Here is a 20,338-nt window from a genome sequence, read left to right on the forward strand (position 1 = left end):
CTTTCGTTCGTTTCGGAAAATCATGCTTTTTTCCGTATGTATCCGATAGTATGGTATCATAAACCAACAATTGTTCATAGAATGGAGCGACAACTTATGACCCAAGAAGTGGAAATTGAATTTAAATCGATGCTGACGAAAGAAGAATATGAGACGCTTCTCAGCGAGTACCGTCTCGCCGAACACATCAAGTGGCAAGCGAACGACTACTTCGACACGGCAACGTTTGAGCTTAAGAAACACGGCGCGGCGCTACGGATCCGCGAAACGAAAAAAGGACAAGTGTTGACGTTGAAGCAACCACACAATGTCGGCCTGCTCGAGACACATGCGGTCATCACCGAAGAGGAAGCCGAGAACTTGTTCAAAAACGGTATCATCCGCGATGAGCAAATGCTTGCCGCGCTCGCCTCGTTTGACTTGACCGGACCGCTCGAACATCTCGGTCGCCTCGAGACGCGCCGGGCTGAAAAAGAGACGCCAGATGGCCTGCTCGTCCTTGACGAAAGTCATTATTTGGAGAAACGGGATTATGAAATAGAATTTGAAGTGACCGACGAGACAGCGGGCCGCATCGCTTTTGAACGGCTGTTGGCCGGACACGACATCCCGCTTCGTCCAGCAAAAAATAAAATCGTCCGATTCATGGAAGAAAAAATGAGCCGGAGTGAAGGTTGAGCAGATACATTGCCAACCTTTTTTTTTCGTTGCTACAATGAGCATACGATATATTTGATTTTTGTTTACGAGAGGAGGCGACACAATGGAACTAGAACAATGTAATGAGTCATCCTGTTCACTGGAAGAAACTCCTATTCAAGTCACATATAAACCATTAGAGTTATTCTATTTCGTGGACATATCGGACCCGGACGGTCTTCATGTGATGACACTCATTAAAAAGCTCGAGCTCGAATACGGACATATGATTCGTTTTCGGATGGTCTCGACAGTTCCAAGTTGTGTTGGCGGATGTCAAGAAGAGGTTCGCCTTCTCACGATGATTAAGGCTATGGAATTGCAAGGGAAGCGTCATGCGATGCGGTTTTTACGTCATCTGCATATTAACGACATCTTTTTGAATAACGAAGCGAATGAGACGGAACTTTGGGAGATTGCACGGTCGTTCACCGGGTACGGGCTCGACCTCGACGAGTTGGCAGCGGATATCCAGTCCAACCAATTGCTCAGCGCACTCGCCGTCGATCATCAAATTTTGAAAGATTGGGAGATTGAGTCGTTACCGGCCTTGACGTTCGTCACACGCGACGAAGCGCTCAAGATTGAAGGCGTCTATCCGTACGACGTCTATCAGGCAGTCATGGCCGAGCTGCTCGGCTACGTGCCGAACCGAGAGACGGACTGGACGGTCGAGAAAGTGCTCAGCCACTACGACGCGTCAACAATCACCGAGCTCGCGTTCATTCTGGAGCTAGACAAGCCAATCATCGAACGAGAACTGAAAAAACTGTCGCTCCAACAACGTTGCCGCCCCGTACCAGGGTGTAGCGGTGAAGCATGGGCGACAAAAAAACAAGGATAACAAAAAGCCCACGGCCGGGGAGCCGTGGGCTTTTGACGTCTCAAGCGGGGACAAGAGACATCGGACTCGACACCTGGGGAAGGCATCGAGATGGGAGAAAGTTTACGGTCAATAAAGGGGTTTGTGATTGATTTCACACTTATAATATACCGAGCATCCTTTCGGTTGACAAGCTGTTTGTGCATGATGTCACATAATGTTCACGCGTCGTGACGATTATGCGAACAGGAGCGACTCCATCTCATCGAGGACGGCTTCGAACTGGTCGAGCGCGGCGAGAACCGGAGCTTTCGTCGTCATGTCAACGCCTGCTGCTTTCAATACTTCAATCGGATAGTCACTCGACCCTGCTTTCAAGAAGCGATCGATGTAACGGCGGACGGCCGGCTCCCCTTCTTCCATGATCTGTTGTGACAAAGCGGCCGACGCCGAGATGCCCGTCGCATACTGATAGACGTAATAGTTGTAATAGAAGTGCGGGATACGGGCCCATTCGTAAGCGATTTCTTCATCGATGACGATGTCTTCTCCGAAGTACCGCTTGTTCAGCTCCAAATACGTCTCGTTCAAGTATTCAGGTGTGAGCGAGACGCCGTCTTGGGCCGCACGGTGAATCAAATGTTCGAACTCGGCGAACATCGTCTGCCGGAACAACGTCCCGCGGAACGTCTCGAGCTGGTTGTTCAGAAGATAGAGCCGCTCCGCCTTATCCGTCCGTGTCTTCAACAAATGATCGTTCAACAGCGCCTCGTTCGTCGTCGACGCGACTTCCGCGACGAAAATCGAATAGTCGCCATACGGATACGGTTGTGACGCCCGCGTATAGTGGCTATGGACCGAGTGGCCGAACTCATGGGCGAGCGTGAACAAGTTGTTGACGTTGTCTTGCCAGTTCATCAAGATGAACGGCTGTGTGTCGTACGCTCCAGAAGAGTAGGCACCACTTCGCTTCCCACGCGTCTCACGGACATCGACCCAACGCGAATCAAGACCGTCTTTGACGATTTGGACGTACTCGTCGCCGAGTGGGGCCAACCCGTCGACCATCAATTGCTTCGCTTCTTCATACGAGATGGTCATCTCGACGTCTTGAACGAGCGGTGTATACAAGTCATACATATGAAGTTCATCTACGCCGAGGGCACGTTTTCGCAGCGCGACGTAGCGATGGAGCAAGTCAAGCCGCTCGTTCACGGCCTCGACGAGCCCGTCATACACCGTCTCCGGGATCGCATTGTGATGCAAGGCCGCCTGACGGGCACTTTCAAACTTGCGGACCGTCGCGTAAAAGTTATCTTTTTTCACGCTGCCTGAAAGCGTCGAGGCGAACGTGTTCAAATATTGTTTGTACGTCCCGTACATCGCTTTGAACGCCGTCTCCCGGACGTCGCGGTTGCTCGACTCGAGGAACGTGATATAGCGGCCGTGCGTCAGTTCGACGTCTTCCCCTTTTTCGTTCTTCACTTTCGTGAACTTGAGATCGGCGTTGTTCAACATCCCAAACGTAGAACTCGATTGCCCGAGCACGTCGCCTGCCTGGGCGAGGAGCGACTCTTCAGCTTCCGTTAACACGTGCGGCCGCTCTTTCGCCAACTCGTCGAAGGCATGACGATAAACCGTCAGCTTTTCGTGTTGCGCCATGAACGATTCGATACGGCTCTCGTCGATCGCGAGCAACTCCGGTGTCATGAAAGCGAGTTGGGCCGACACTTGGGCAGCGAGTGATCCGGCGCGGTCGTTCAACGCCTGATAATGGCTGTTCGCCGTGTCCTCATCGTAGCGCATGTGCGCGTATGTATAGAGCTTATGAAGCTGGCGTGATAAGTCGTCACGTAAGCTGAGCGCGGCGAATAGCGTCTCCGCGTCCTCACCAAGCTTTCCTTTGTATGCCATCAAGTTCGGCACGTTTCCTTTGAGCGCCTCGAAATCGGCTTCCCAGGCTTGGTCATCGGCGTAGATTGACTCTAGGCTCCATGTCTCCTCGACCGGAACTTGTTGTCGTGTAAGTACGTCTGACATATGTCCACTTCCTTTTCTTAGGTTATATACGATTTCGCCATGAATCGCTGAAACCCTTGAAACATTCGACGGTCATACTGAAGGGCGTCCTCGAGCGTCTTTGGGACCGTCCAGAGCTGCACCTCGCATGGCACGTCAAATACGTTCAAGAGCTGTTTCCATTGTACTTCAAAAGCTTGGACAAAGTCGCTCGTCGGGGTCACCCCGAACTGGCGACACGTCTTCACGACACTCCACGAGATTGAATCTGCCGGATGCATCCGGCGATTCAAGTAAAGCACGACTTGAAAGTCGAGCGGATGGATGTGCACGCCCCAAAACACTGGCATCGGCAAATAGCACATCGTCGGCAACAGCGACGGCAACACGCCGAGCGGGTACAAGCGATTCAATATGAGACGGCGATAGTCTTTCGTCGGATAAGGCGGGGTCATGCGACGACGGCGCACGAGCTGGCCCCACGCGTGGGCGTCGAAGCGAAAGAACGGTTCAAACGGTGACACTGTCAAATCGTCAACTTTCACCCAACGGCCTTGTCCATATCGGAGTGAAGTCGGAAAACCGACAAAGCGATAAAGCGAACCATCGACAGGAATGAACAAGGCGTGACATCTCGCCAGCTCGGCACGCATCCACGGGGTAAATCGAGGGATTGGGGCAGGACGGACTCCGCTCGACAACCAGACGACCGGATGGCCTAGCGCCTCATAGTGGGCGGTCCGTTCGTGGTACGTCTCCACATCGAGCGGTGAGGCTTGAATCTCGATGACGATCGACGACCCACCCTTTGACGCGACGAGGTCGGCCCGACGTCCGTCGAGCAAAACTTCTTGGTCGACGTGATAGCCGCGCCGTTGCAACCATTGCCGGACGTCCCATTTGTCCCGTTGATGCCCCGTCGACTCCCCGCGCCCGCACGCATGCCGGTGAGCGAAGTGCAACCGTCGCTTTGTTCCTTGCTTCAACAGGACCGGGCCTTGGCAATCCGGGCACGAAAAAGGGGCAAACGTCTCAAGTTGCTTCCGGTTCAATGAACGGGTATCGACATAGTCCCCTGTCCGACCGATCGCAAATCGCATGACGTTTCCCCCTCATAATAGTGGTGAGAACATTCGAGCCAACGACTCGACTAACTTGATGAGAAATGGACGTTCCGAGAACACGGCCAAATCCAATTCGTGTGAGCCTTCAAAGTCTTTGTATAAGTCTTGTTTCAGTTGATGCACCGAGTTCGTGTTGTAGAGGAGCGCGTTCACTTCGAAGTTCAAATGGAAGCTGCGGAAGTCCATGTTCGCCGTCCCAATCGTCGCGAGCCCGTCATCGACGACAATGACTTTCGAATGCATGAACCCTTCCTCGTATAAATAAATTTTGACGCCGGCGCTGAGCAACTCCTCGTAATAGGAGCGGCTCGCGTAAAAGACGATCTTATGGTCAGGATAACTCGGCAAGACGATTCGGACATCGACCCCTGATAGCGAGGCCGTCTTGAGCGCGCTCATGATATCCTCGTCCGGGATGAGGTACGGGGATGAGATATAAACCGACTTCTTCGCCGCGTTAATCAACGCGAAGTAAATCGACTTCATCGTCTCATATGGCTCATCCGGTCCGCTCGCCACGATTTGAACCCCCCCGCTCGCACTCCGGACCGTCTCGAGCGGCTCGAGATAAAACGGTGTGAACAGTCGCTCACCCGTCATATAATACCAGTCTTGGAGAAAGATGAGCTGAAGCTCCGACACCCCTTCCCCCCTGACGTATAGGTGGGTGTCCCGCCAAAAGCCGAACTTCGTATGCTCCCCCAGATATTCGTCGCCGACGTTCAGACCGCCTGTGAACGCTTCTGTGCCATCGATGACGACAATCTTTCGGTGGTTCCGGTAATTCGTCTTGCTCGAGACGAGCGGCAAGACGACGGGGAAGAACGCTTTGACCTGAACGCCGGCCTGACGCAACTCATCAAAGAAGGCCCCGCTCGTATGAATCGAGCCGACGGCGTCATATAAGAACCGCACCTCGACCCCGGCGCGCGCCTTATCCATCAAGATGCGTTGGATTTCCCGAGAAATACGATCTTCCCGGAAAATATAATACTCCAGATGGATATGCCGTGTCGCCCCACGCAACGCCGGCAACAGCTTCGAGAACTTCTCTTGCCCGTTCGTCAAGATTTGCGTATACGTATTCGACGAAACCGGCAATTGGTTTAAAGATGACGTCAAATGCATGAGCTTCTCATAGTCGTCATGCGGGAACATGAGCGATGGCGAGTGCGTCATCGCCTTTTGCCGGTAAGCGAGGTACGTCTCTTCATCGAGCATCGCCTTCTCTTTGAACATGCGCTTGCGGCGATAGTTTTGGCCGAAGACGAAATAAGCGAACAAGCCGACGACGGGAAACCCGATCATCACGATTGCCCAGATGAGCGTCCGTTGCGGATTTCGGTTTTCGAGCAAAATGACGAGCAAGATGCTGAACGTCGTCAAGAAGACGAGAATCGAGAATAGGCCGATGACTTGTGAGCTCCAGTAATACGATAATACGGCAATAAGCCCTGCGAGCAAAATGAGGGATAAAAGAACTTGTATGCGTCGCAACATATTATAACCTGACCCCGTTTCTGTCATGTATTATCATTAATTATACAACGTAACGACATCTTTTAGAGGGGAGCGAATCAATTATGGGTACATTTCTCATCACAGGGGCAACAAGCGGCATCGGTCGGGCCGTCACGCTACGGTTAGCTGAGGAAGGGCACGACGTTTACGGCATCGGACGAGACGAGGGACGCGGTGCGGACATCGAGGCCGCCTCGCCGCGCATCACGTTCATAAAGTGCGACCTTTCAAAAGACGAAGAGCTCGAGGCGGTGATGGACCGACTGAAAGCGATGGACGTCACGTTAGACGGACTATTCAATAATGCCGCCACGTTCGGACGGCCGGGGACACCGGAACGTCTGCCCTCGTCAGCGTTCGACGACGTGTTCGAGTTGAATCTGCTCGCGGCGAACCGGCTCATCCAACTGGCTGTTCCGTTGCTAACGAACGGGGCGAGCGTCGTCAATAACGCGGCAATCGTCGGGCACGTCAAATTTCCGCCGATGCTCGGACCATACGCCGCATCGAAAGCGGCACTCATCGCCTTGACGAAGACGTTCGCCCATCGTATGAAAGGAAAAGTCCGCTTCAATGCCGTCTGCTTCGGCCCCGTCGACACACCGCTCAGCCATAAGCTATATGGCGGCGAGGCGAAGTTCCACGAGGCGATGTCGCATCATTTCCGGGGGAACGCAGCCAAGCCCGAGGAAGTCGCGCCGGTCGTCACGTTCTTATTGTCTGACTTGTCGAGCTACGTGAACGGCCAAGCGATCACGATTGACGGCGGCTATAGCCTATCTTAAATGGAAAAGCGACCACACGGGTCGCTTTTATGCTGTCTTTACCTTTTTCGCCTGCATCAATTTGTTCTCTAAAAAGGCGCGTTCTCGTTCTTGCAAGTCGTCCCAATCAATGACGTCCTCAAAGTAGCCTAGGATGCCCTCGTATGCCTCGAACGAGGACGGATGCGCCTCGAGCCGGGCGATCCGGATTGCTTCAAATACCGAGCCGATGACGAATATATCATGGCTTGCATACGTTTTAATCGGGGCGAACGCCTCGAACATTGTCGTCTCAAGGCTTTTCCGTTTGACGTGCCAATCCGATGAGCGGTTCGAGAACAGAAAGTCGCCTTCAGGCATCCGACTCAGTTCCCGTAAGATGTCGCCGATGTAATGGATGGCATGGATGGCCGTGTTCGGGTCGTTGATTCCCGGGGAAATTCCTTTTAGCGCAATCTCGCTCAGCTTCTCGATCGCGAAGGCCGGGTCTTGAATCGACGACCGCACTTCCCCGATTTGAAACGGTTCGATGTCCGCGTCGACCTCCTCACTCCAATAACCGAGTAAGTCCCCTTTGGCGACGAAGTCTCCGACGGCCACGACCGATTCAAAATGACAGGAATCCGACTCTTGTTTCTCGCTTGCGAACAGTTGGACATAGCCGGTACGCGGTGCATACACCGCATGCCCTTCGAACGGATGGACCGGGCGCTTCGGCACGATTTGGACTTCGTCTTTTTCGAGCGCGTCTTGTTGACTTTTGATGACGGAGAGTGCTTCCCGGTGTAGCGCCGACAAGAGGCGTTCGGCTTGAATGGAGACGCTAATCGCTTGAATAAATTTGACGAACGCCCAAATCGACCCGACGACGAGGAGGACGCTCACACCTGAGGCGAGCACCGCGTCATCGTCTGCCGTCCGAATCAAAAACAAGTTCGTGATGCCGTACACGGTCGTCAGGATGAATAAGCCGAGCGTATGTTTCGCCGCAGCGTTCGTTAAGAAGTTGTTCACCGTCCGTGGCGAGAACTGTGACGAATACGTCGTGAGGACGACGAGAATCGTCGAGAAACTGAACGTCATCATCGTCATCAGGCTCGTGAAGGATGAGGACAATACGGTCGCCGCTGAATCTTTCTCCAAATATAGCACTTCCGGCAAAATCTCACGGAAGAACCCTCCAAAATATTGCGTCAAAAACGTCAACACGACGCCGCCGAACCCGTACAAGAACGGGATGAACCAAGCGCTGTCTGCTAACATCAACTGTATTCGTTTGAGCATCTCGTCACCTCATCTAATATGTATGCTAAAAAAATCGCCTGTCCGCAAGAACAGGCGATTTCAGTTTAAAAGTAGTGGCGTATTTTTCCGAAGACGTCGCCATCGAGGATAAGTTTGCCGTACTCTTCTAGCATCGCGAGTGTTTGCGTACTGAACGACAAGTACTCCGCGAGTAGACTCAAGGCATTCTCTTCTTCTTCTGGTTCCATTTCATCCGGGAAATCGATCCACAAGTAATAGCGGTTATCGTAATGGAAAAGTTTCAACGTTACGTTATGAAGCGTATCGCCGACTCGTTTACTGAGGGCAATCATCGATTCGAAATCATTCGTTTCCATCGCGAGTGGAGCCCACGCCTCCGTCTCAGCGTCAAGTTCATCGAGTTCACTCAATTGGTCGAGGACAGATTGTTGATCCCGGGCTTCGTCAATGGCTGAGCGAAGAAGCGAACCGAGTTCCGAATCATCTTCGGCATCAATCACATTCTTCGCGATTGTGACGGTCACTTCGAGACCTTTCTCAAAAGCTTGTACTTGTATCCATAGTGGACCATCAAACGAGATATCTTCCCGTTCGTGCGCCTCGTCCATCATTTGCCAGAACAGCTGCTCACCACGTTCACGGTTGTACCAGATTTCATCCCGGGCGAAACCGCGTTTCTCGATATCGACATAGGTGATGAAAAATTTGACGGTGTTGTCATTGATGCGCTCAATTTTCACGATTGTCCACTCCCTTCTCACCTCACTCCTACTTCGTACGTCAAGGAGGAGAGGGGAAATTGTCTTGTAATAATAGTACCCTCTTTTCAATGTGTCAATCTTATGATGATGGGGTTGTTACCACTATTTTATCGGAAAAACGGGATAATAAAAAGCACACTGCTTAGACAGTATGCTTCCTCATTCGTTGACAAGCCGTTGGGCTTCTTGAAGTTGGAACGTCCGGACCTTGCGCGGCAAGAAGCGACGAATCTCATCTTCGTTGTACCCGACTTGTAAACGTTTTTCATCAATCAAAATCGGACGGCGTAACAGCCCTGGATACTCTTGAATCAAATCGTAAAGTTGCTGGAGTGAAAGCGCGTCGACCGATACGTCAATTTTAGAGAAAACTTTTGAGCGGGTCGAAATGATTTCATCGGTCCCGTCTTCTGTCATACGTAAAATTTGTTTAATCTCGTTAAGTGAGAGCGGCTCTGAAAATATATTCCGTTCCGTGAAGGGGATATCATGTTCTTCGAGCCAAGCTCGCGCTTTACGGCACGATGTGCAGCTCGGAGACGTATAAAGTGTGACCATGTTCGTTCCTCCCTGATCAAATGTTCGTTCATCTTTTTCAAGTGACTCTATCTGTATACCCAAAAATGCGTTCACTTAATTATAATAATTCTTATTTATTCAAACATCAATGATATTCTTTCTCATTGAGGTAAGAAAAGAGGACGCATCTGTGAGAAAGATGCGACCTTGATCGACGTTCTAGGAAGCCGGTATCCGAGAAACCGGTTGTGACACCGTTTCTTTGCCAGGCTTCACTTGCAAGTCTTTCAATTTTTTCTTCAATACTTCTTTCAATAACTTTTTCTTTTGTTGCAACACTTTGTCACGCTCTTTCATGGTCTCTCACCCCCATCGCCATAAGGAAAAACCGACCATTACCGAATCTAAAAATCTTGAAATCGCACTAAATCTACACTTAAATTATAGCATATCTATATGAATAATGTTGCACATTCTCCAATTAAATTTATATTTCACACGTTACAAATTTGCTTTTCCTTTTCAATTCCCGTATAGTTAATAGAAATAACCTTTGAAATCACCAAGGAGGAGAGCGATCATGAGAATCACGTTAGAAACGATTATGCAGCACCCCGTCACCCAAAAATATTTGACGCGATCAGGCTTAAAACACGCGGTCGACGTCTGTGAGCGCGCTCTCGAATTGGCGACGCGACGAGGGCTTGACACGGATTTGGCGACGAAGGCCGCCCTACTTCACGATATCGGTCACTACGAGTGGTATACAGAAGGCAAGTGGAATTATGATTTGTATCGTCAAAACGACATCCACGCCATTAAAGGAGCTGAACGGGCTCATAAACTCTTGATTCGACTCGGTGAAGACCCTGCCCGAGCCAAAGAGATTTCTGTCATGATTTTACTTCACACAGATTCGTATTTGCCGCCGAGCCGCATTCAACGGACCCCGCTTCAACAACTCGTCCACGATGCCGATACGTTCGTCGAACAGCCAGGCGGATTGCATCACTATGAGACGATGGAAATCGAAGATGCGCTCAGCCGCGTCCGCGCCATCGATTCAGTCGTCGACCGGCTCTCGAACTTACCGCGCATCTCAAACGCCTGACACCCCGGAACGTTCTGGTGGTGTTTTTTGTTGCGCAAAAACACCCTGAATCAAACGATTCAGGGTGACGAGTTTACACGAGTTGTGCTTTATACGCTTCGTATTCTGCATCCGTTAATGAGACAAAATGGCCAGGCTCGACTTCGCGGAGCGGTGGGATGCTTGAATCCTCATCCGAACGTCCGACGGCACCGAGTGACTTCGACTCGTAGATGATGCGTTTACGCGTCCGCTCATGCTCTGGGTCCGGAAGCGGGATCGCAGAGAGGAGTGACTTCGTATACGCGTGAATCGGGTTTTCGTACAAGCGATCTGCAGGCGCGAGTTCGACGATATGTCCTTGATACATAACGCCGATGCGGTCCGAGATGTACTTGACCATCGACAAGTCGTGAGCGATGAACAAGTACGTGAGATCGCGGTCACGTTGCAATTCTTTCATCAAGTTGACGACCTGAGCTTGAATCGATACGTCGAGTGCCGAGATCGGCTCATCGGCGATGATGAAGTCTGGCTCAACGGCGAGCGCGCGGGCAATCCCAATCCGCTGGCGTTGTCCGCCAGAGAATTCGTGCGGGTAACGGCTCGCGTGTTCTTTTGTGAGACCGACCGTCTCGAGAAGGTCGTAGACGCGGTTCATCCGGTCTTCTTTCGTCTTCGCGAGGCCGTGGATGTCAATCCCTTCGGCGATGATGTCCGCGACCGTCATCCGCGGGTTGAGCGAGGCGTATGGATCTTGGAAGATCATCTGCATCGCTCGGTTGAATTTCAACTTTTCCGCTTTTGATTTCTTGTCGTGGACGTTCTCGCCTTTGAAGATGACGTCTCCGTCTGTCGCATCGTAAAGACCGATAATCGTACGTCCAGTCGTCGACTTCCCACAACCAGACTCACCTACGAGACCGAGTACCTCACCTTTATAAATATCAAACGAGATGCCGTCGACCGCTTTGACGACGCGGCCTCGTCCGATTTTAAAGTGCTGCTTTAAGTCCCGTACTTCTAATAATTTTTCACGTTCCATTATTCAGCACCACCTTTCCCAATCGATTTCGCGAACGCGCTATCCGGACGATATTTGAGCGCGAGATCGATGATTGCCGATGGCGGCGTGACTTGCGGCGCTTGCGGGTGCAACAACCAGGTTGCTGCGTAGTGCGTGTCGCTAATTTGGAACATCGGTGGCTCTTTCTCAAAATCAATCTTCATCGCGTAAGGGTTACGCGGCGCGAACGCATCGCCTTTCGGCGGGTTCAACAAGTTCGGCGGTGTACCCGGGATAGCCGGGAGCGCCTGGTTCGGGTCATCCGTCGGACGCGGCATCGAGCCGAGCAGTCCCCATGCATACGGGTGGCGTGGCTCATAGAAGATCTCATCGACCGTCCCTTTTTCCACGATTTTCCCAGCGTACATGACGGCAACACGGTCAGCCATGTTCGCGACGACACCGAGGTCGTGCGTGATGAAGATAATCGCTGTGCCGGTCTTTTGTTGAATGTCTTTCAACAACTCAAGGATTTGGGCTTGAATCGTCACGTCAAGTGCCGTCGTCGGCTCATCGGCGATCAACACCTTCGGGTTACAGGCTAGCGCGATGGCGATGACGATCCGCTGACGCATCCCACCAGATAATTGGTGCGGATACTGTTTGAGACGAGCTTCAGGGTTCGGGATGCCGACGAGTGTGAGCAATTCGAGCGCACGCTTCTTCGCATCTTCTCCTCTGAGTCCTTGGTGTTGCTTCAAACCTTCAGCGATTTGTTTATAAATTGTCATCGTTGGGTTGAGCGACGTCATCGGATCTTGGAAAATCATCGCGATGTCGCGACCACGAATTTTAAGCATTTCTTTTTCCGAAAGTTTCGCCAAGTCTTTTCCATCAAACAAAATCTCTCCGTTTGTGATCTCACCTGGCGGGTTCGGGATGAGACGCATAATCGCTTTTGATGTGACGGATTTACCAGAACCCGACTCTCCAACGATTGCGAGCGTCTCGCCTTTTTTCAAATCAAACGATACATTGCGAACGGCTTGAACCGTTCCAGCATACGTATGGAACGAGACCGCTAAGTCTCGTACAGATAAAATCGTTTCCATGCACGAGTCCCCCTCTTTCTGAATTATTTACGCATTTTCGGGTCGAACGCATCACGCAAGCCGTCGGCGAGCAAGTTGAAGCTGACCATGAGCAAGACGATGATGGTCGATGGTACGACGAGAAGGTACGGGAATGTCCGTAGCTCTTTGTACCCATCGTTAATCAACGTACCAAGTGACGCTTGTGGTGGTTGAAGTCCGATCCCGATGAAGCTGAGGAACGCCTCGAAGAAGATGGCAGATGGAATCGTGAACATGAGCGTGATGATAATCGCACCGAGCGTGTTCGGGATCAAGTGTTTGAAAATCAAACGGTTACTTGAGGCACCGAGTGTACGCGCAGCCAAAACAAACTCTTGGTTTTTCAGTTTCAAAATCTGTCCACGGACGAGTCGACTCATCCCGATCCAGCCGGTGATCGTCATCGCCAAGATGATGGTGAACACCCCAGGGTCAAAGATCAAAATGAACAAGATAATCAAGATCAAGTTCGGTACACCTGTCAAAATCTCAACGATCCGTTGCATGATGTTATCGACACGGCCACCGAAGTAAGCCGAGACCCCACCATACGCCACACCGATAATCGTATCGATGATGGCAGCGACGAGACCGATGAAGAGTGAGATGCGCGTCCCTTCCCATACACGTGACCAAAGATCACGGCCGAGATAGTCCGTTCCGAACCAATAGTTTTCTTCGACGTTCTTTTGTTCATAGAAGTTGATATCGCGGCCACCTAACGTCGCCATCCCGTCGAATCCGGCCCATTCAAGTCCTGTGACTTTTGGCGGAAGTTTCGCTTGCGCGATGTTTTGTGAATACGCGTCACGGCCCGACATCATCGGCCCGAACAAGGCGAGCAATACTAAAATCAAAATAATTGAAAGCGAGAGGATGGCGGCTTTGTTTTTCTTTAGGCGCATCCATGCATCTTGCCAGAAGTTCAAACTTTTCCCTGCAATCCGTTCTGCGAGCTGTTCGTTCATTTCAACCGGTTGGAACATGTCTTGGTCGAACTGCTCGTAATTCTTTTTATTTTCAATCATCAGTTATCCCCCCCAAGACGAATACGTGGGTCAACAACTCCGTAGAGCAAGTCGACAAGCAAAATAATCAAAATGAAGATCGCCGAGAAGAAGAGGGTCGTCCCCATGATGACCGAATAGTCATTCAACGTAATCGACGTTACGAACAATTCACCGAGTCCAGGAACGGCAAAAATTTTCTCAATTACAAATGTACCTGTCAACAACGCAGCCGTCATCGGTCCGAGGATCGTGATCGCCGGGATAATCGCATTACGCACCATGTGCTTCCAAACGATTGCATTCCCAGTCAACCCTTTTGCTTTCGCTAACGTGACGTAGTCTTGTCCGGTGACTTCAAGCATCTCTGTACGGACAAAACGGGCAATCGAAGCCGTTACACCGAGCGATAACGCAATCGTTGGTAAAATCGTATGGGCTGGCGAGTCCCAGAAGGCGACAGGCAAAACACCCCATCTAACGCCCACGTAGTACTGAAGGAGGGCCGCAAAGACGAATGATGGGACAGAAATCCCAATTACAGAGACGAACATCGCACCATAGTCCGCAATCGTGTTATGACGAATCGCTGCTAAAATACCGAGCAAGAGCCCACCGAGTGTCCCAAGAATCAACGCCTGGAGACCGAGTTGTGCCGATGGTCCGATTCGTTCCATGATCAAGTCCGTCACTGGCCGGTTGGCCGTACGGAACGACACACCCAGGTCACCTTGTACAAGGTTCCCCATGTACGTCGCATAACGAACTGGAAGCGGATCGTTAAGTCCGTAACGATCGTTTAAGATTTGGATTTGCGTTTCCGTCAGCTTTTCCTGGTTTTGATACGGTGACCCTGGTAACAGGTCCATCAGGAAAAATGTGAACGTCGCAATCAAGAAGAACGTGATGAGGCCGTAAGTCAGCCGCTGCAAAAGATAACGTCCCATAAATAAAAACCCCCTGTTTTTCTAAATATATGTCTATGCTTGCACCAACAGCATCACTATGACATATTTCCCTATTCTTGAATTCACATAATGAAAGGAATTTTCTGAAAGAATAGGTCAAACGTCATCTCAAGGCTCTTAGTACAGCACATGAAAACCCAAAATGTCAAACTTTGTGAAGTATTCTGAATTTTCACTGTTACTACATTATACTTTACCAACAAAACATTTGAATAGTATTTTCTCTCAATTCCGATTTTTTTTTAGAAAACGGGGGACATGCGTTTGCATGCCCCCACGTTCTTTAATTGATGTCGACGTATTTGTACTGATAGTCAGCACCGAATAGTTGACGGTTGAAGTTTTCAACGTTTGGACGAATCAAGTACGCGACGCCGGCTTGATAAATCGGCATGATCGCTTGGTCTTGCTCGATCAAGAGTTGTTCTGCTTCTTTGAACTTGTCGTAACGTGCATCGATTGACGTTTCAGCTGATGCTTCGTCGATGAGACGGTCGTAATCGGCTGAGCTGTAGTTGATGTCGTTTTGACCGTTGTTCGACGTGAAGATGCCGAGGTTTGTAAGCGGGTCTTGGTAATCAGGTCCCCAAAGGGCGAATGACATCTGGTAGTCCCCGCTCGCTTCGCGCTCCAACTTGTTGTTGAAAGGCTGTTGCGCGATCGTGACCGTCACGCCTGGCAAGTTCGTCTCGATTTGGTCTTTCATGTACTCCGAGATCTGTTTTGAAACTTCTGAGTCGAATGAAAGCAGTTCAATCGTCATCTCTTCGCCGCCAGTCGCTTCTTCCCAAAGTGATGCCGCTTCGTCTGTATTCGTTTCGAAGTATTGAAGTCCTTCCGTGTAATCCGTGCCGTCTTCATATTTGATGAAGTCTTTCGGGATGAACGACGTCGTGGCAATCGAACCGTTGTTCAAGAGCTGGTCGATGATACCGGCCGGATCAACAGCACGCGCGACCGCTTTACGGGCGTTCACATCAGCGAATACTTCGTCCTCGTGGTTGAACTTGAAGTAGCCGACTGCCGAACGGAGTCCCGTGTTGAAGTCTTCACTGTCTTGGAAAGCCGCGACTTGTTCAGAAGCGAGGCCAGCGTAATCGACTTCCCCTGCTTCGTACAAGTTGACGACCGTCGATGTCTCTTTGACGACACGGACGTCGACCTTGTCGAGCGCGACGTTGGCGTTATCCCAATACGTATCGTTTTTCGTTAAAACGTAACCTTGTTCACGGTTCCATTCAGACCATGTGAACGGACCGTTGTAAAGGAGGTTGTCGACGTTCGTCGCGAAGTTTTCACCTTGTTCAGTCGCGAACGCTTCGTTGATCGGCGTGAACGTACCGAACGACGTGAGCGAGATGAACGATGGGTCTGGACGCTCAAGTGTGACTTCAAGCGTCTTCTCATCGATTGCTTGCACACCGAGATCTTCTTTTGGAAGGTCGCCGGCATTAATCGCCTCTGCATTTTTAATCGTGTTCATGATGTAGGCGTACTGTGACCCTGTCTCCGGGTCGACGGCGCGCTGCCAAGCGTAAACGAAGTCGTTCGCTGTGACCGGCTCACCGTTTGACCACTCCGCATCGCGAAGTGTGAACGTGTAAACTGTCTCGTCTTCATTCAATTCCGGCTCGCCTGCTGCCATCGCTGGTACGGCTTGACCGTCTTTGTCTAAGCGGTAGAGGCCCTCCATCGTATTGGCGATCAAGTTGAATGCGACCGCATCCGTTGCCAAGGCCGGGTCGGCCGTCGTGATGTCAGACGTATCCGTCAAACGAAGTACTTTTTCTCCGTTCGAAGACGAACCGCCGTCAGAGTCTCCGCCAGTCGAGCAGGCGGCGAGTACTGAACCGAGTGCCAAGATGAGCGTCATCATGAGCAAAATCGATTTTTTCTTCATCGTAATTGTCCCCTTTCAGAATCTATGTAGTTAGCGTATCGCCGGATGCAACATCTTATTTTTTCTTTAATTTTCTGAATATTTCATAAAGTATCCGACGAAAGAACGTTAGGGCTATTGTAAAAAATTTTTAATCTAACTGTCAACTAATTGATGAACCATAATATTTTTCTGAACTTCACTCTCGCCATAACGTCACATCAACAGGTATCATAGAGCCATGTAGGGTGAAGTCGTGTTCGACGCTTCACGTTGAAAGGAGTTTGACACATTGAAAAAGTTTAGAGCGATATTAATCGTTTTGGGAATTGTCACAATCGGCTATACGATTTGGTCGTACGCATCGTATTATCGACCAGAGACGTTTTTGTTCCACATCAGTGGCGGGCTGTTCGTCGGTGGGATGATCGTCTTCGCGATCGGCATGTTCTCTGAGATGGGGGCATCCGGTTTATTCGATGGGTTCATGTACGGGTTCAAACGAAATCGTCGGGCCAAACTGAAAGAAATCGACCCTGACTATGAGGAAGACGAGGAAGTGACACCAGAAGAACGGACCGAGCGGAAACAGAGCGCCCGACGTTGGATCTTGGTCGGGGTCGCCGCCGTCATCTTGTCGTATGTCCTATCGTTCGTTTGACCTTCCCGTCTTTTCAACCTTATGCTAAACTGAAGACATCATCTAGAAAAACATGATGAAGAAGACAAGTAAATCGAACCCCCCTTCCCCCAGAGAGTCTACGTTGCTGCGAGTAGATGGAAGTGATTCGGTTGAATGGACTTTGGAATGGTTCGCCTGAAATTTGAGTATGGCGAGACGGCTCACGCCCGTTAACGCGTTCAAGTGGCATGACTTCATGCAAATTTGGGTGGCACCGCGGTTATTCGTCCCGATTATTCGGGCGGGAGACCGCGGTTTTTTATATTCTTTGGAGGTGCAATCATGGCAAAAATCTTTTCAGGCATTAAACCGACCGGCGTCGTGACGCTCGGGAACTACTTAGGGGCGATGAAACAGTTCGTCGATCTTCAAGACGAGCACGATGCATTTTACTGCGTCGTCGATCTTCACTCCATCACCGTCCCGCTTGACCGTCTTGAACTGATGGACAACACACGGAAACTCGCAGCGCTTTATCTCGCGTGCGGGCTCGACCCTGAGAAAGCGACGATTTTCGTTCAATCAGAAGTGAAAGCGCACGCCCAGCTCGGCTGGATGTTGACATGTATTTCTGGCATGGGCGAACTCGGACGAATGACGCAATATAAAGACAAATCGCAAGGCGGCGATAACGTCGGGGCTGGTCTGTTCATCTATCCGACACTCATGGCAGCGGACATCCTCCTGTATGGCACCGAGCTCGTCCCGGTCGGCGATGATCAAAAGCAGCATGTCGAGCTGACACGCGATTTGGCGGAACGGTTCAATAAACGCTACTATGAGACGCTCACGATTCCGGAGCCGCTCATTCAAAAAGAAGGCGCCCGCATCATGAGCTTGACGAATCCCGTGAAGAAGATGTCGAAGTCTGACGCAAACGCAAAAGGCTATATTTCAATGCTTGATGAACCGAACGTCATCCGTAAAAAAATCAAGAGTGCCGTGACGGACTCGAGCGGAATCATCTCCTTTGACCGTGAGAACAGACCCGGCATCTCGAACTTGCTCGAAATCTATTCGCTCTCGACGAATACACCGATTGACGAACTCGTCGAACGCTATAAAGACTCGAATTACGGTACGTTCAAACAAGACGTCGCCGAGGCGGTCGTCTCGTTGCTCGAACCGATTCAAGCCCGCTATCACGAGCTCGTCGATTCAGCTGAGCTCGATGCGATTCTCGATGCCGGCCGTGAGAAGGCAGAAGCGGTCGCCAACAAGAATCTCGCCAAAATCGAGAAGGCGATGGGTCTCAGCCGCAAACGCGCCAAAGTGAAGTAACCATAACCGTCACCAACATCATGGTGACGGTTATTTTCATGCATAAAAAAGAGAGGCAGGCGTCCCTGTCTCTCTTTTGAAAACAATTGATTATTCTTTACCTTCGATGAATGCCCACTTGTACGAGTAGTCAGCGCCGAACGCATGTTCAACGATGTCTTTCACGTATGGCTTCGTGAGGCGAGCCGATCCACGTTGGTAAACTGGCGAGATTGCGCTCTCTTCAAGAACGATTTTCTCTGCTGCCGCGAGGTCAGCCCAACGCTGCTCAGCATCTGTGCTTGATTTCGCAGACTCGATGAGGGCATCGAATTCTTCATTCGACCACTTACCACGGTTGTATGGTCCGTCAGTGACGAAGAGGTCAACGAATGTCATTGGATCCTGGTAGTCAGGTCCCCAACCAGCGAATGACATTTCGAAATCGCCAGCGCTTTCAAGTTCAAGTTTGTTGTTGAACGGTTGTTGCTTGATTGTGACAGAGATTCCTTCGAGGTTCTTCTCAAGCTCACCTTTGATGAACTCACCGATTTGCTTCGCAGTCTCTGAGTCATAGTTCAAGAACTCAAGTTCAACTGTGTCTGTACCGAGCTCTTCAAGACCAGCTTCCCAAAGTTGCTTCGCTTCTTCTGGGTCGTAGCCACCGATGTCTCCATTGATGTCACGGAAGTCGTTGCCGTCAGGACCTGTTACGAAGTCTTTCGGTACGAGGTAGTTCGCAGGAATCGATCCGTTCGCGAGGAGCGTCTCTGAGATTGCTGCTTTATCGTATGCGCGATCGATCGCGTTACGGATGTTTTGGTTGTCAAGCGCTTCTACAGCTGAGTTGAATTGGAGGTAGAAGAGTGTAGGTTCTACGACAGTAGAGAAGTCTTCGCTGTCTTGGAACTGGGCAACGAGCTCAGAAGTCAAGCCAGTGCGGTCCACGTCACCGTTTTCGTACAAGTTGACGCCCGTTTGGACTTCTTTTACGACGCGGAAGTTGATCTCGTCAAGTTTGACTGCTTCTGCATCCCAATACTCTTCGTTTTTAACCATTTTCCAGCCTTGTTCGCGCTCCCAGCTTTCGAGTTTGAACGGTCCGTTGTAAAGAGTTGTCTCTGCAGACGTACCGAGGTTCTCGCCTTGCTCTTGGTCGAACGACTCAAGTTTAGGCATAAATACGCCGAAGCTTGTGAGACCAAGGAAGTAATCAGCCGGAGCTGTCAATTTAACTTCAAGTGTTTGCTCATCGACAGCTGTGACACCAACAGCGTCACGCTCGCCTTCGCCTAAGTTGTAAGCTTCAGCGCCTTCGATGACTGACATAACGTAAGCATATTGTGACCCGTTGTCTGGGTTGAGTACTTCTTTCCAACCGTATTCGAAGTCGTTAGCCGTTACAGGCTCTCCGTTAGACCAAGTAGCGCCTTCACGGATTTTGAACGTGTACGTCAAGCCGTCTTCTGATACTTCGTGCGACTCAGCCATACCTGGTGTTGGGTTGTCTTCTTCGTCCATGCGATAAAGACCTTCCATAACGTTGTTCAATACGTTGAACGATACTGAGTCAGTAGCGAGCGTCGGGTTAAGTGAAGGAATATCTGAACCTTCGAGCAAGTTGAGGACTTGCGCTTCATCCGGCGTACCTTCTGAACCAGATCCGTTTGAACCTGTTTCGTTGTTTGTTGTATCTTCCCCACCCGAACAAGCTGCTAGAAACGCACTCGAGATGAGCGTTACTGACGTTGCTAAAGCAAAACCTTTTTTCTTATTCATTGCGATGACCCCCTGATTTTTTTCGGTTTAACAGAATG

Annotated in this window: 19 protein-coding genes and 1 other annotated feature; of the genes, 6 read left to right on the plus strand and 13 right to left on the minus strand. The window is 50.6% G+C overall.

From position 1 onward, the window contains the following. Positions 1–96: 96 nt before the first annotated feature. A complete protein-coding gene (locus KNP76_RS02875) occupies positions 97–678 on the plus strand; it encodes a CYTH domain-containing protein (protein WP_214842739.1) in 582 nt (193 codons plus the stop codon). A gap of 322 nt (positions 679–1,000) precedes the next feature. Beyond that, complete coding sequence (locus KNP76_RS02880; protein WP_245175555.1) at positions 1,001–1,543, plus strand: DsbA family protein; 543 nt, start codon at positions 1,001–1,003, stop codon at positions 1,541–1,543. 216 nt (positions 1,544–1,759) lie between these two features. Here the strand turns inward: KNP76_RS02880 and pepF are convergent, their stop codons facing one another. Genes pepF through cls form a run of 3 tightly spaced genes read right to left on the minus strand, consistent with a single transcriptional unit; the run spans position 1,760 to position 6,165 of the window. Further along, on the minus strand, positions 1,760–3,562 hold the full coding sequence (gene pepF, locus KNP76_RS02885) for an oligoendopeptidase F (RefSeq protein WP_214842562.1): 1,803 nt from the start codon (positions 3,560–3,562) through the stop codon (positions 1,760–1,762). Between the two features lie 17 nt (positions 3,563–3,579). After that, positions 3,580–4,641 (minus strand): competence protein CoiA, encoded by a 1,062-nt coding sequence (locus tag KNP76_RS02890; protein ID WP_214842564.1) that lies wholly within the window; start codon positions 4,639–4,641, stop codon positions 3,580–3,582. Positions 4,642–4,653: 12 nt separating this feature from the next. Continuing rightward, positions 4,654–6,165, minus strand: a complete 1,512-nt coding sequence (gene cls, locus KNP76_RS02895; RefSeq protein ID WP_034818002.1) for a cardiolipin synthase — start codon at positions 6,163–6,165, stop codon at positions 4,654–4,656. A gap of 83 nt (positions 6,166–6,248) precedes the next feature. Between cls and KNP76_RS02900 the strand changes: the two genes are divergently transcribed. Further along, the gene (locus KNP76_RS02900) at positions 6,249–6,971 is read left to right on the plus strand and encodes an SDR family NAD(P)-dependent oxidoreductase (RefSeq protein ID WP_034818001.1); all 723 of its coding nucleotides are present in this window, start codon (positions 6,249–6,251) and stop codon (positions 6,969–6,971) included. A 27-nt stretch (positions 6,972–6,998) separates the two neighbouring features. Here the strand turns inward: KNP76_RS02900 and KNP76_RS02905 are convergent, their stop codons facing one another. The 4 genes from KNP76_RS02905 to KNP76_RS02920 form a co-directional block, all read right to left on the minus strand. Then, a complete protein-coding gene (locus KNP76_RS02905; RefSeq protein ID WP_214842566.1) occupies positions 6,999–8,234 on the minus strand; it encodes a DUF2254 domain-containing protein in 1,236 nt (411 codons plus the stop codon). Positions 8,235–8,299: 65 nt separating this feature from the next. Then, on the minus strand, positions 8,300–8,956 hold the full coding sequence (gene mecA, locus KNP76_RS02910; protein ID WP_034809600.1) for an adaptor protein MecA: 657 nt from the start codon (positions 8,954–8,956) through the stop codon (positions 8,300–8,302). Positions 8,957–9,136: 180 nt separating this feature from the next. After that, positions 9,137–9,535 carry a transcriptional regulator SpxA gene (spxA, locus tag KNP76_RS02915; RefSeq protein ID WP_015881217.1) on the minus strand — a complete coding sequence of 133 codons (399 nt, stop codon included), beginning with the start codon at positions 9,533–9,535 and terminating at the stop codon, positions 9,137–9,139. A 180-nt stretch (positions 9,536–9,715) separates the two neighbouring features. Further along, the gene (locus KNP76_RS02920) at positions 9,716–9,853 is read right to left on the minus strand and encodes a hypothetical protein (RefSeq protein WP_167331259.1); all 138 of its coding nucleotides are present in this window, start codon (positions 9,851–9,853) and stop codon (positions 9,716–9,718) included. A 223-nt stretch (positions 9,854–10,076) separates the two neighbouring features. On the opposite strand from KNP76_RS02920, the gene KNP76_RS02925 reads away from it, so the two are divergent. After that, positions 10,077–10,607, plus strand: a complete 531-nt coding sequence (locus tag KNP76_RS02925; RefSeq protein WP_214842568.1) for an HD domain-containing protein — start codon at positions 10,077–10,079, stop codon at positions 10,605–10,607. Positions 10,608–10,680: 73 nt separating this feature from the next. On the opposite strand, the gene KNP76_RS02930 is transcribed toward KNP76_RS02925, so the two are convergent. The 5 genes from KNP76_RS02930 to KNP76_RS02950 all read right to left on the minus strand — a co-directional run bounded on the left by KNP76_RS02930 (position 10,681) and on the right by KNP76_RS02950 (position 16,600). Further along, positions 10,681–11,631, minus strand: coding sequence for an ABC transporter ATP-binding protein (locus KNP76_RS02930; protein WP_034809604.1), 951 nt, complete (start codon positions 11,629–11,631; stop codon positions 10,681–10,683). Continuing rightward, positions 11,631–12,704, minus strand: a complete 1,074-nt coding sequence (locus KNP76_RS02935; protein ID WP_034809605.1) for an ABC transporter ATP-binding protein — start codon at positions 12,702–12,704, stop codon at positions 11,631–11,633. The genes KNP76_RS02930 and KNP76_RS02935 overlap by 1 nt, the downstream gene beginning before the upstream one ends. Positions 12,705–12,727: 23 nt before the next feature. Further along, positions 12,728–13,753, minus strand: a complete 1,026-nt coding sequence (opp3C, locus tag KNP76_RS02940; protein WP_214842570.1) for an oligopeptide ABC transporter permease — start codon at positions 13,751–13,753, stop codon at positions 12,728–12,730. Further along, positions 13,753–14,679, minus strand: a complete 927-nt coding sequence (gene opp3b, locus KNP76_RS02945; protein WP_211779714.1) for an oligopeptide ABC transporter permease — start codon at positions 14,677–14,679, stop codon at positions 13,753–13,755. Before opp3b ends, opp3C begins: the two co-directional genes overlap by 1 nt. A 304-nt stretch (positions 14,680–14,983) precedes the next feature. Continuing rightward, positions 14,984–16,600 carry a peptide ABC transporter substrate-binding protein gene (locus tag KNP76_RS02950; protein ID WP_034809608.1) on the minus strand — a complete coding sequence of 539 codons (1,617 nt, stop codon included), beginning with the start codon at positions 16,598–16,600 and terminating at the stop codon, positions 14,984–14,986. Between the two features lie 271 nt (positions 16,601–16,871). Here KNP76_RS02950 and KNP76_RS02955 point away from each other — a divergent pair, with 271 nt between their 5' ends. Further along, complete coding sequence (locus KNP76_RS02955) at positions 16,872–17,240, plus strand: DUF3899 domain-containing protein (RefSeq protein ID WP_211779716.1); 369 nt, start codon at positions 16,872–16,874, stop codon at positions 17,238–17,240. A 46-nt stretch (positions 17,241–17,286) separates the two neighbouring features. Continuing rightward, positions 17,287–17,496 (plus strand) — a binding site (T-box leader). A 47-nt stretch (positions 17,497–17,543) separates the two neighbouring features. Further along, positions 17,544–18,542, plus strand: a complete 999-nt coding sequence (trpS, locus tag KNP76_RS02960; RefSeq protein WP_214842572.1) for a tryptophan--tRNA ligase — start codon at positions 17,544–17,546, stop codon at positions 18,540–18,542. 90 nt (positions 18,543–18,632) lie between these two features. Here trpS and KNP76_RS02965 read toward each other — a convergent pair whose 3' ends face one another. Beyond that, the gene (locus KNP76_RS02965; protein WP_214842574.1) at positions 18,633–20,300 is read right to left on the minus strand and encodes a peptide ABC transporter substrate-binding protein; all 1,668 of its coding nucleotides are present in this window, start codon (positions 20,298–20,300) and stop codon (positions 18,633–18,635) included. Positions 20,301–20,338 lie beyond the last annotated feature (38 nt).

The organism is Exiguobacterium sp. s150, from assembly GCF_018618435.1.
Lineage (GTDB): Bacteria > Bacillota > Bacilli > Exiguobacteriales > Exiguobacteriaceae > Exiguobacterium > Exiguobacterium alkaliphilum.

What these genes read in the sequence shown, in the direction of transcription:
- KNP76_RS02875 (WP_214842739.1), top strand. Translation starts at nt 97, where the DNA reads ATGACCCAAGAAGTGGAAATTGAATTTAAATCGATGCTGACGAAAGAA.
- KNP76_RS02880 (WP_245175555.1), top strand. Translation starts at nt 1,001, where the DNA reads ATGATTAAGGCTATGGAATTGCAAGGGAAGCGTCATGCGATGCGGTTT.
- pepF (WP_214842562.1), bottom strand. Translation starts at nt 3,562, where the DNA reads ATGTCAGACGTACTTACACGACAACAAGTTCCGGTCGAGGAGACATGG.
- KNP76_RS02890 (WP_214842564.1), bottom strand. Translation starts at nt 4,641, where the DNA reads ATGCGATTTGCGATCGGTCGGACAGGGGACTATGTCGATACCCGTTCA.
- cls (WP_034818002.1), bottom strand. Translation starts at nt 6,165, where the DNA reads ATGTTGCGACGCATACAAGTTCTTTTATCCCTCATTTTGCTCGCAGGG.
- KNP76_RS02900 (WP_034818001.1), top strand. Translation starts at nt 6,249, where the DNA reads ATGGGTACATTTCTCATCACAGGGGCAACAAGCGGCATCGGTCGGGCC.
- KNP76_RS02905 (WP_214842566.1), bottom strand. Translation starts at nt 8,234, where the DNA reads ATGCTCAAACGAATACAGTTGATGTTAGCAGACAGCGCTTGGTTCATC.
- spxA (WP_015881217.1), bottom strand. Translation starts at nt 9,535, where the DNA reads ATGGTCACACTTTATACGTCTCCGAGCTGCACATCGTGCCGTAAAGCG.
- KNP76_RS02920 (WP_167331259.1), bottom strand. Translation starts at nt 9,853, where the DNA reads ATGAAAGAGCGTGACAAAGTGTTGCAACAAAAGAAAAAGTTATTGAAA.
- KNP76_RS02925 (WP_214842568.1), top strand. Translation starts at nt 10,077, where the DNA reads ATGAGAATCACGTTAGAAACGATTATGCAGCACCCCGTCACCCAAAAA.
- KNP76_RS02930 (WP_034809604.1), bottom strand. Translation starts at nt 11,631, where the DNA reads ATGGAACGTGAAAAATTATTAGAAGTACGGGACTTAAAGCAGCACTTT.
- KNP76_RS02935 (WP_034809605.1), bottom strand. Translation starts at nt 12,704, where the DNA reads ATGGAAACGATTTTATCTGTACGAGACTTAGCGGTCTCGTTCCATACG.
- opp3C (WP_214842570.1), bottom strand. Translation starts at nt 13,753, where the DNA reads ATGATTGAAAATAAAAAGAATTACGAGCAGTTCGACCAAGACATGTTC.
- opp3b (WP_211779714.1), bottom strand. Translation starts at nt 14,679, where the DNA reads ATGGGACGTTATCTTTTGCAGCGGCTGACTTACGGCCTCATCACGTTC.
- KNP76_RS02950 (WP_034809608.1), bottom strand. Translation starts at nt 16,600, where the DNA reads ATGAAGAAAAAATCGATTTTGCTCATGATGACGCTCATCTTGGCACTC.
- trpS (WP_214842572.1), top strand. Translation starts at nt 17,544, where the DNA reads ATGGCAAAAATCTTTTCAGGCATTAAACCGACCGGCGTCGTGACGCTC.
- KNP76_RS02965 (WP_214842574.1), bottom strand. Translation starts at nt 20,300, where the DNA reads ATGAATAAGAAAAAAGGTTTTGCTTTAGCAACGTCAGTAACGCTCATC.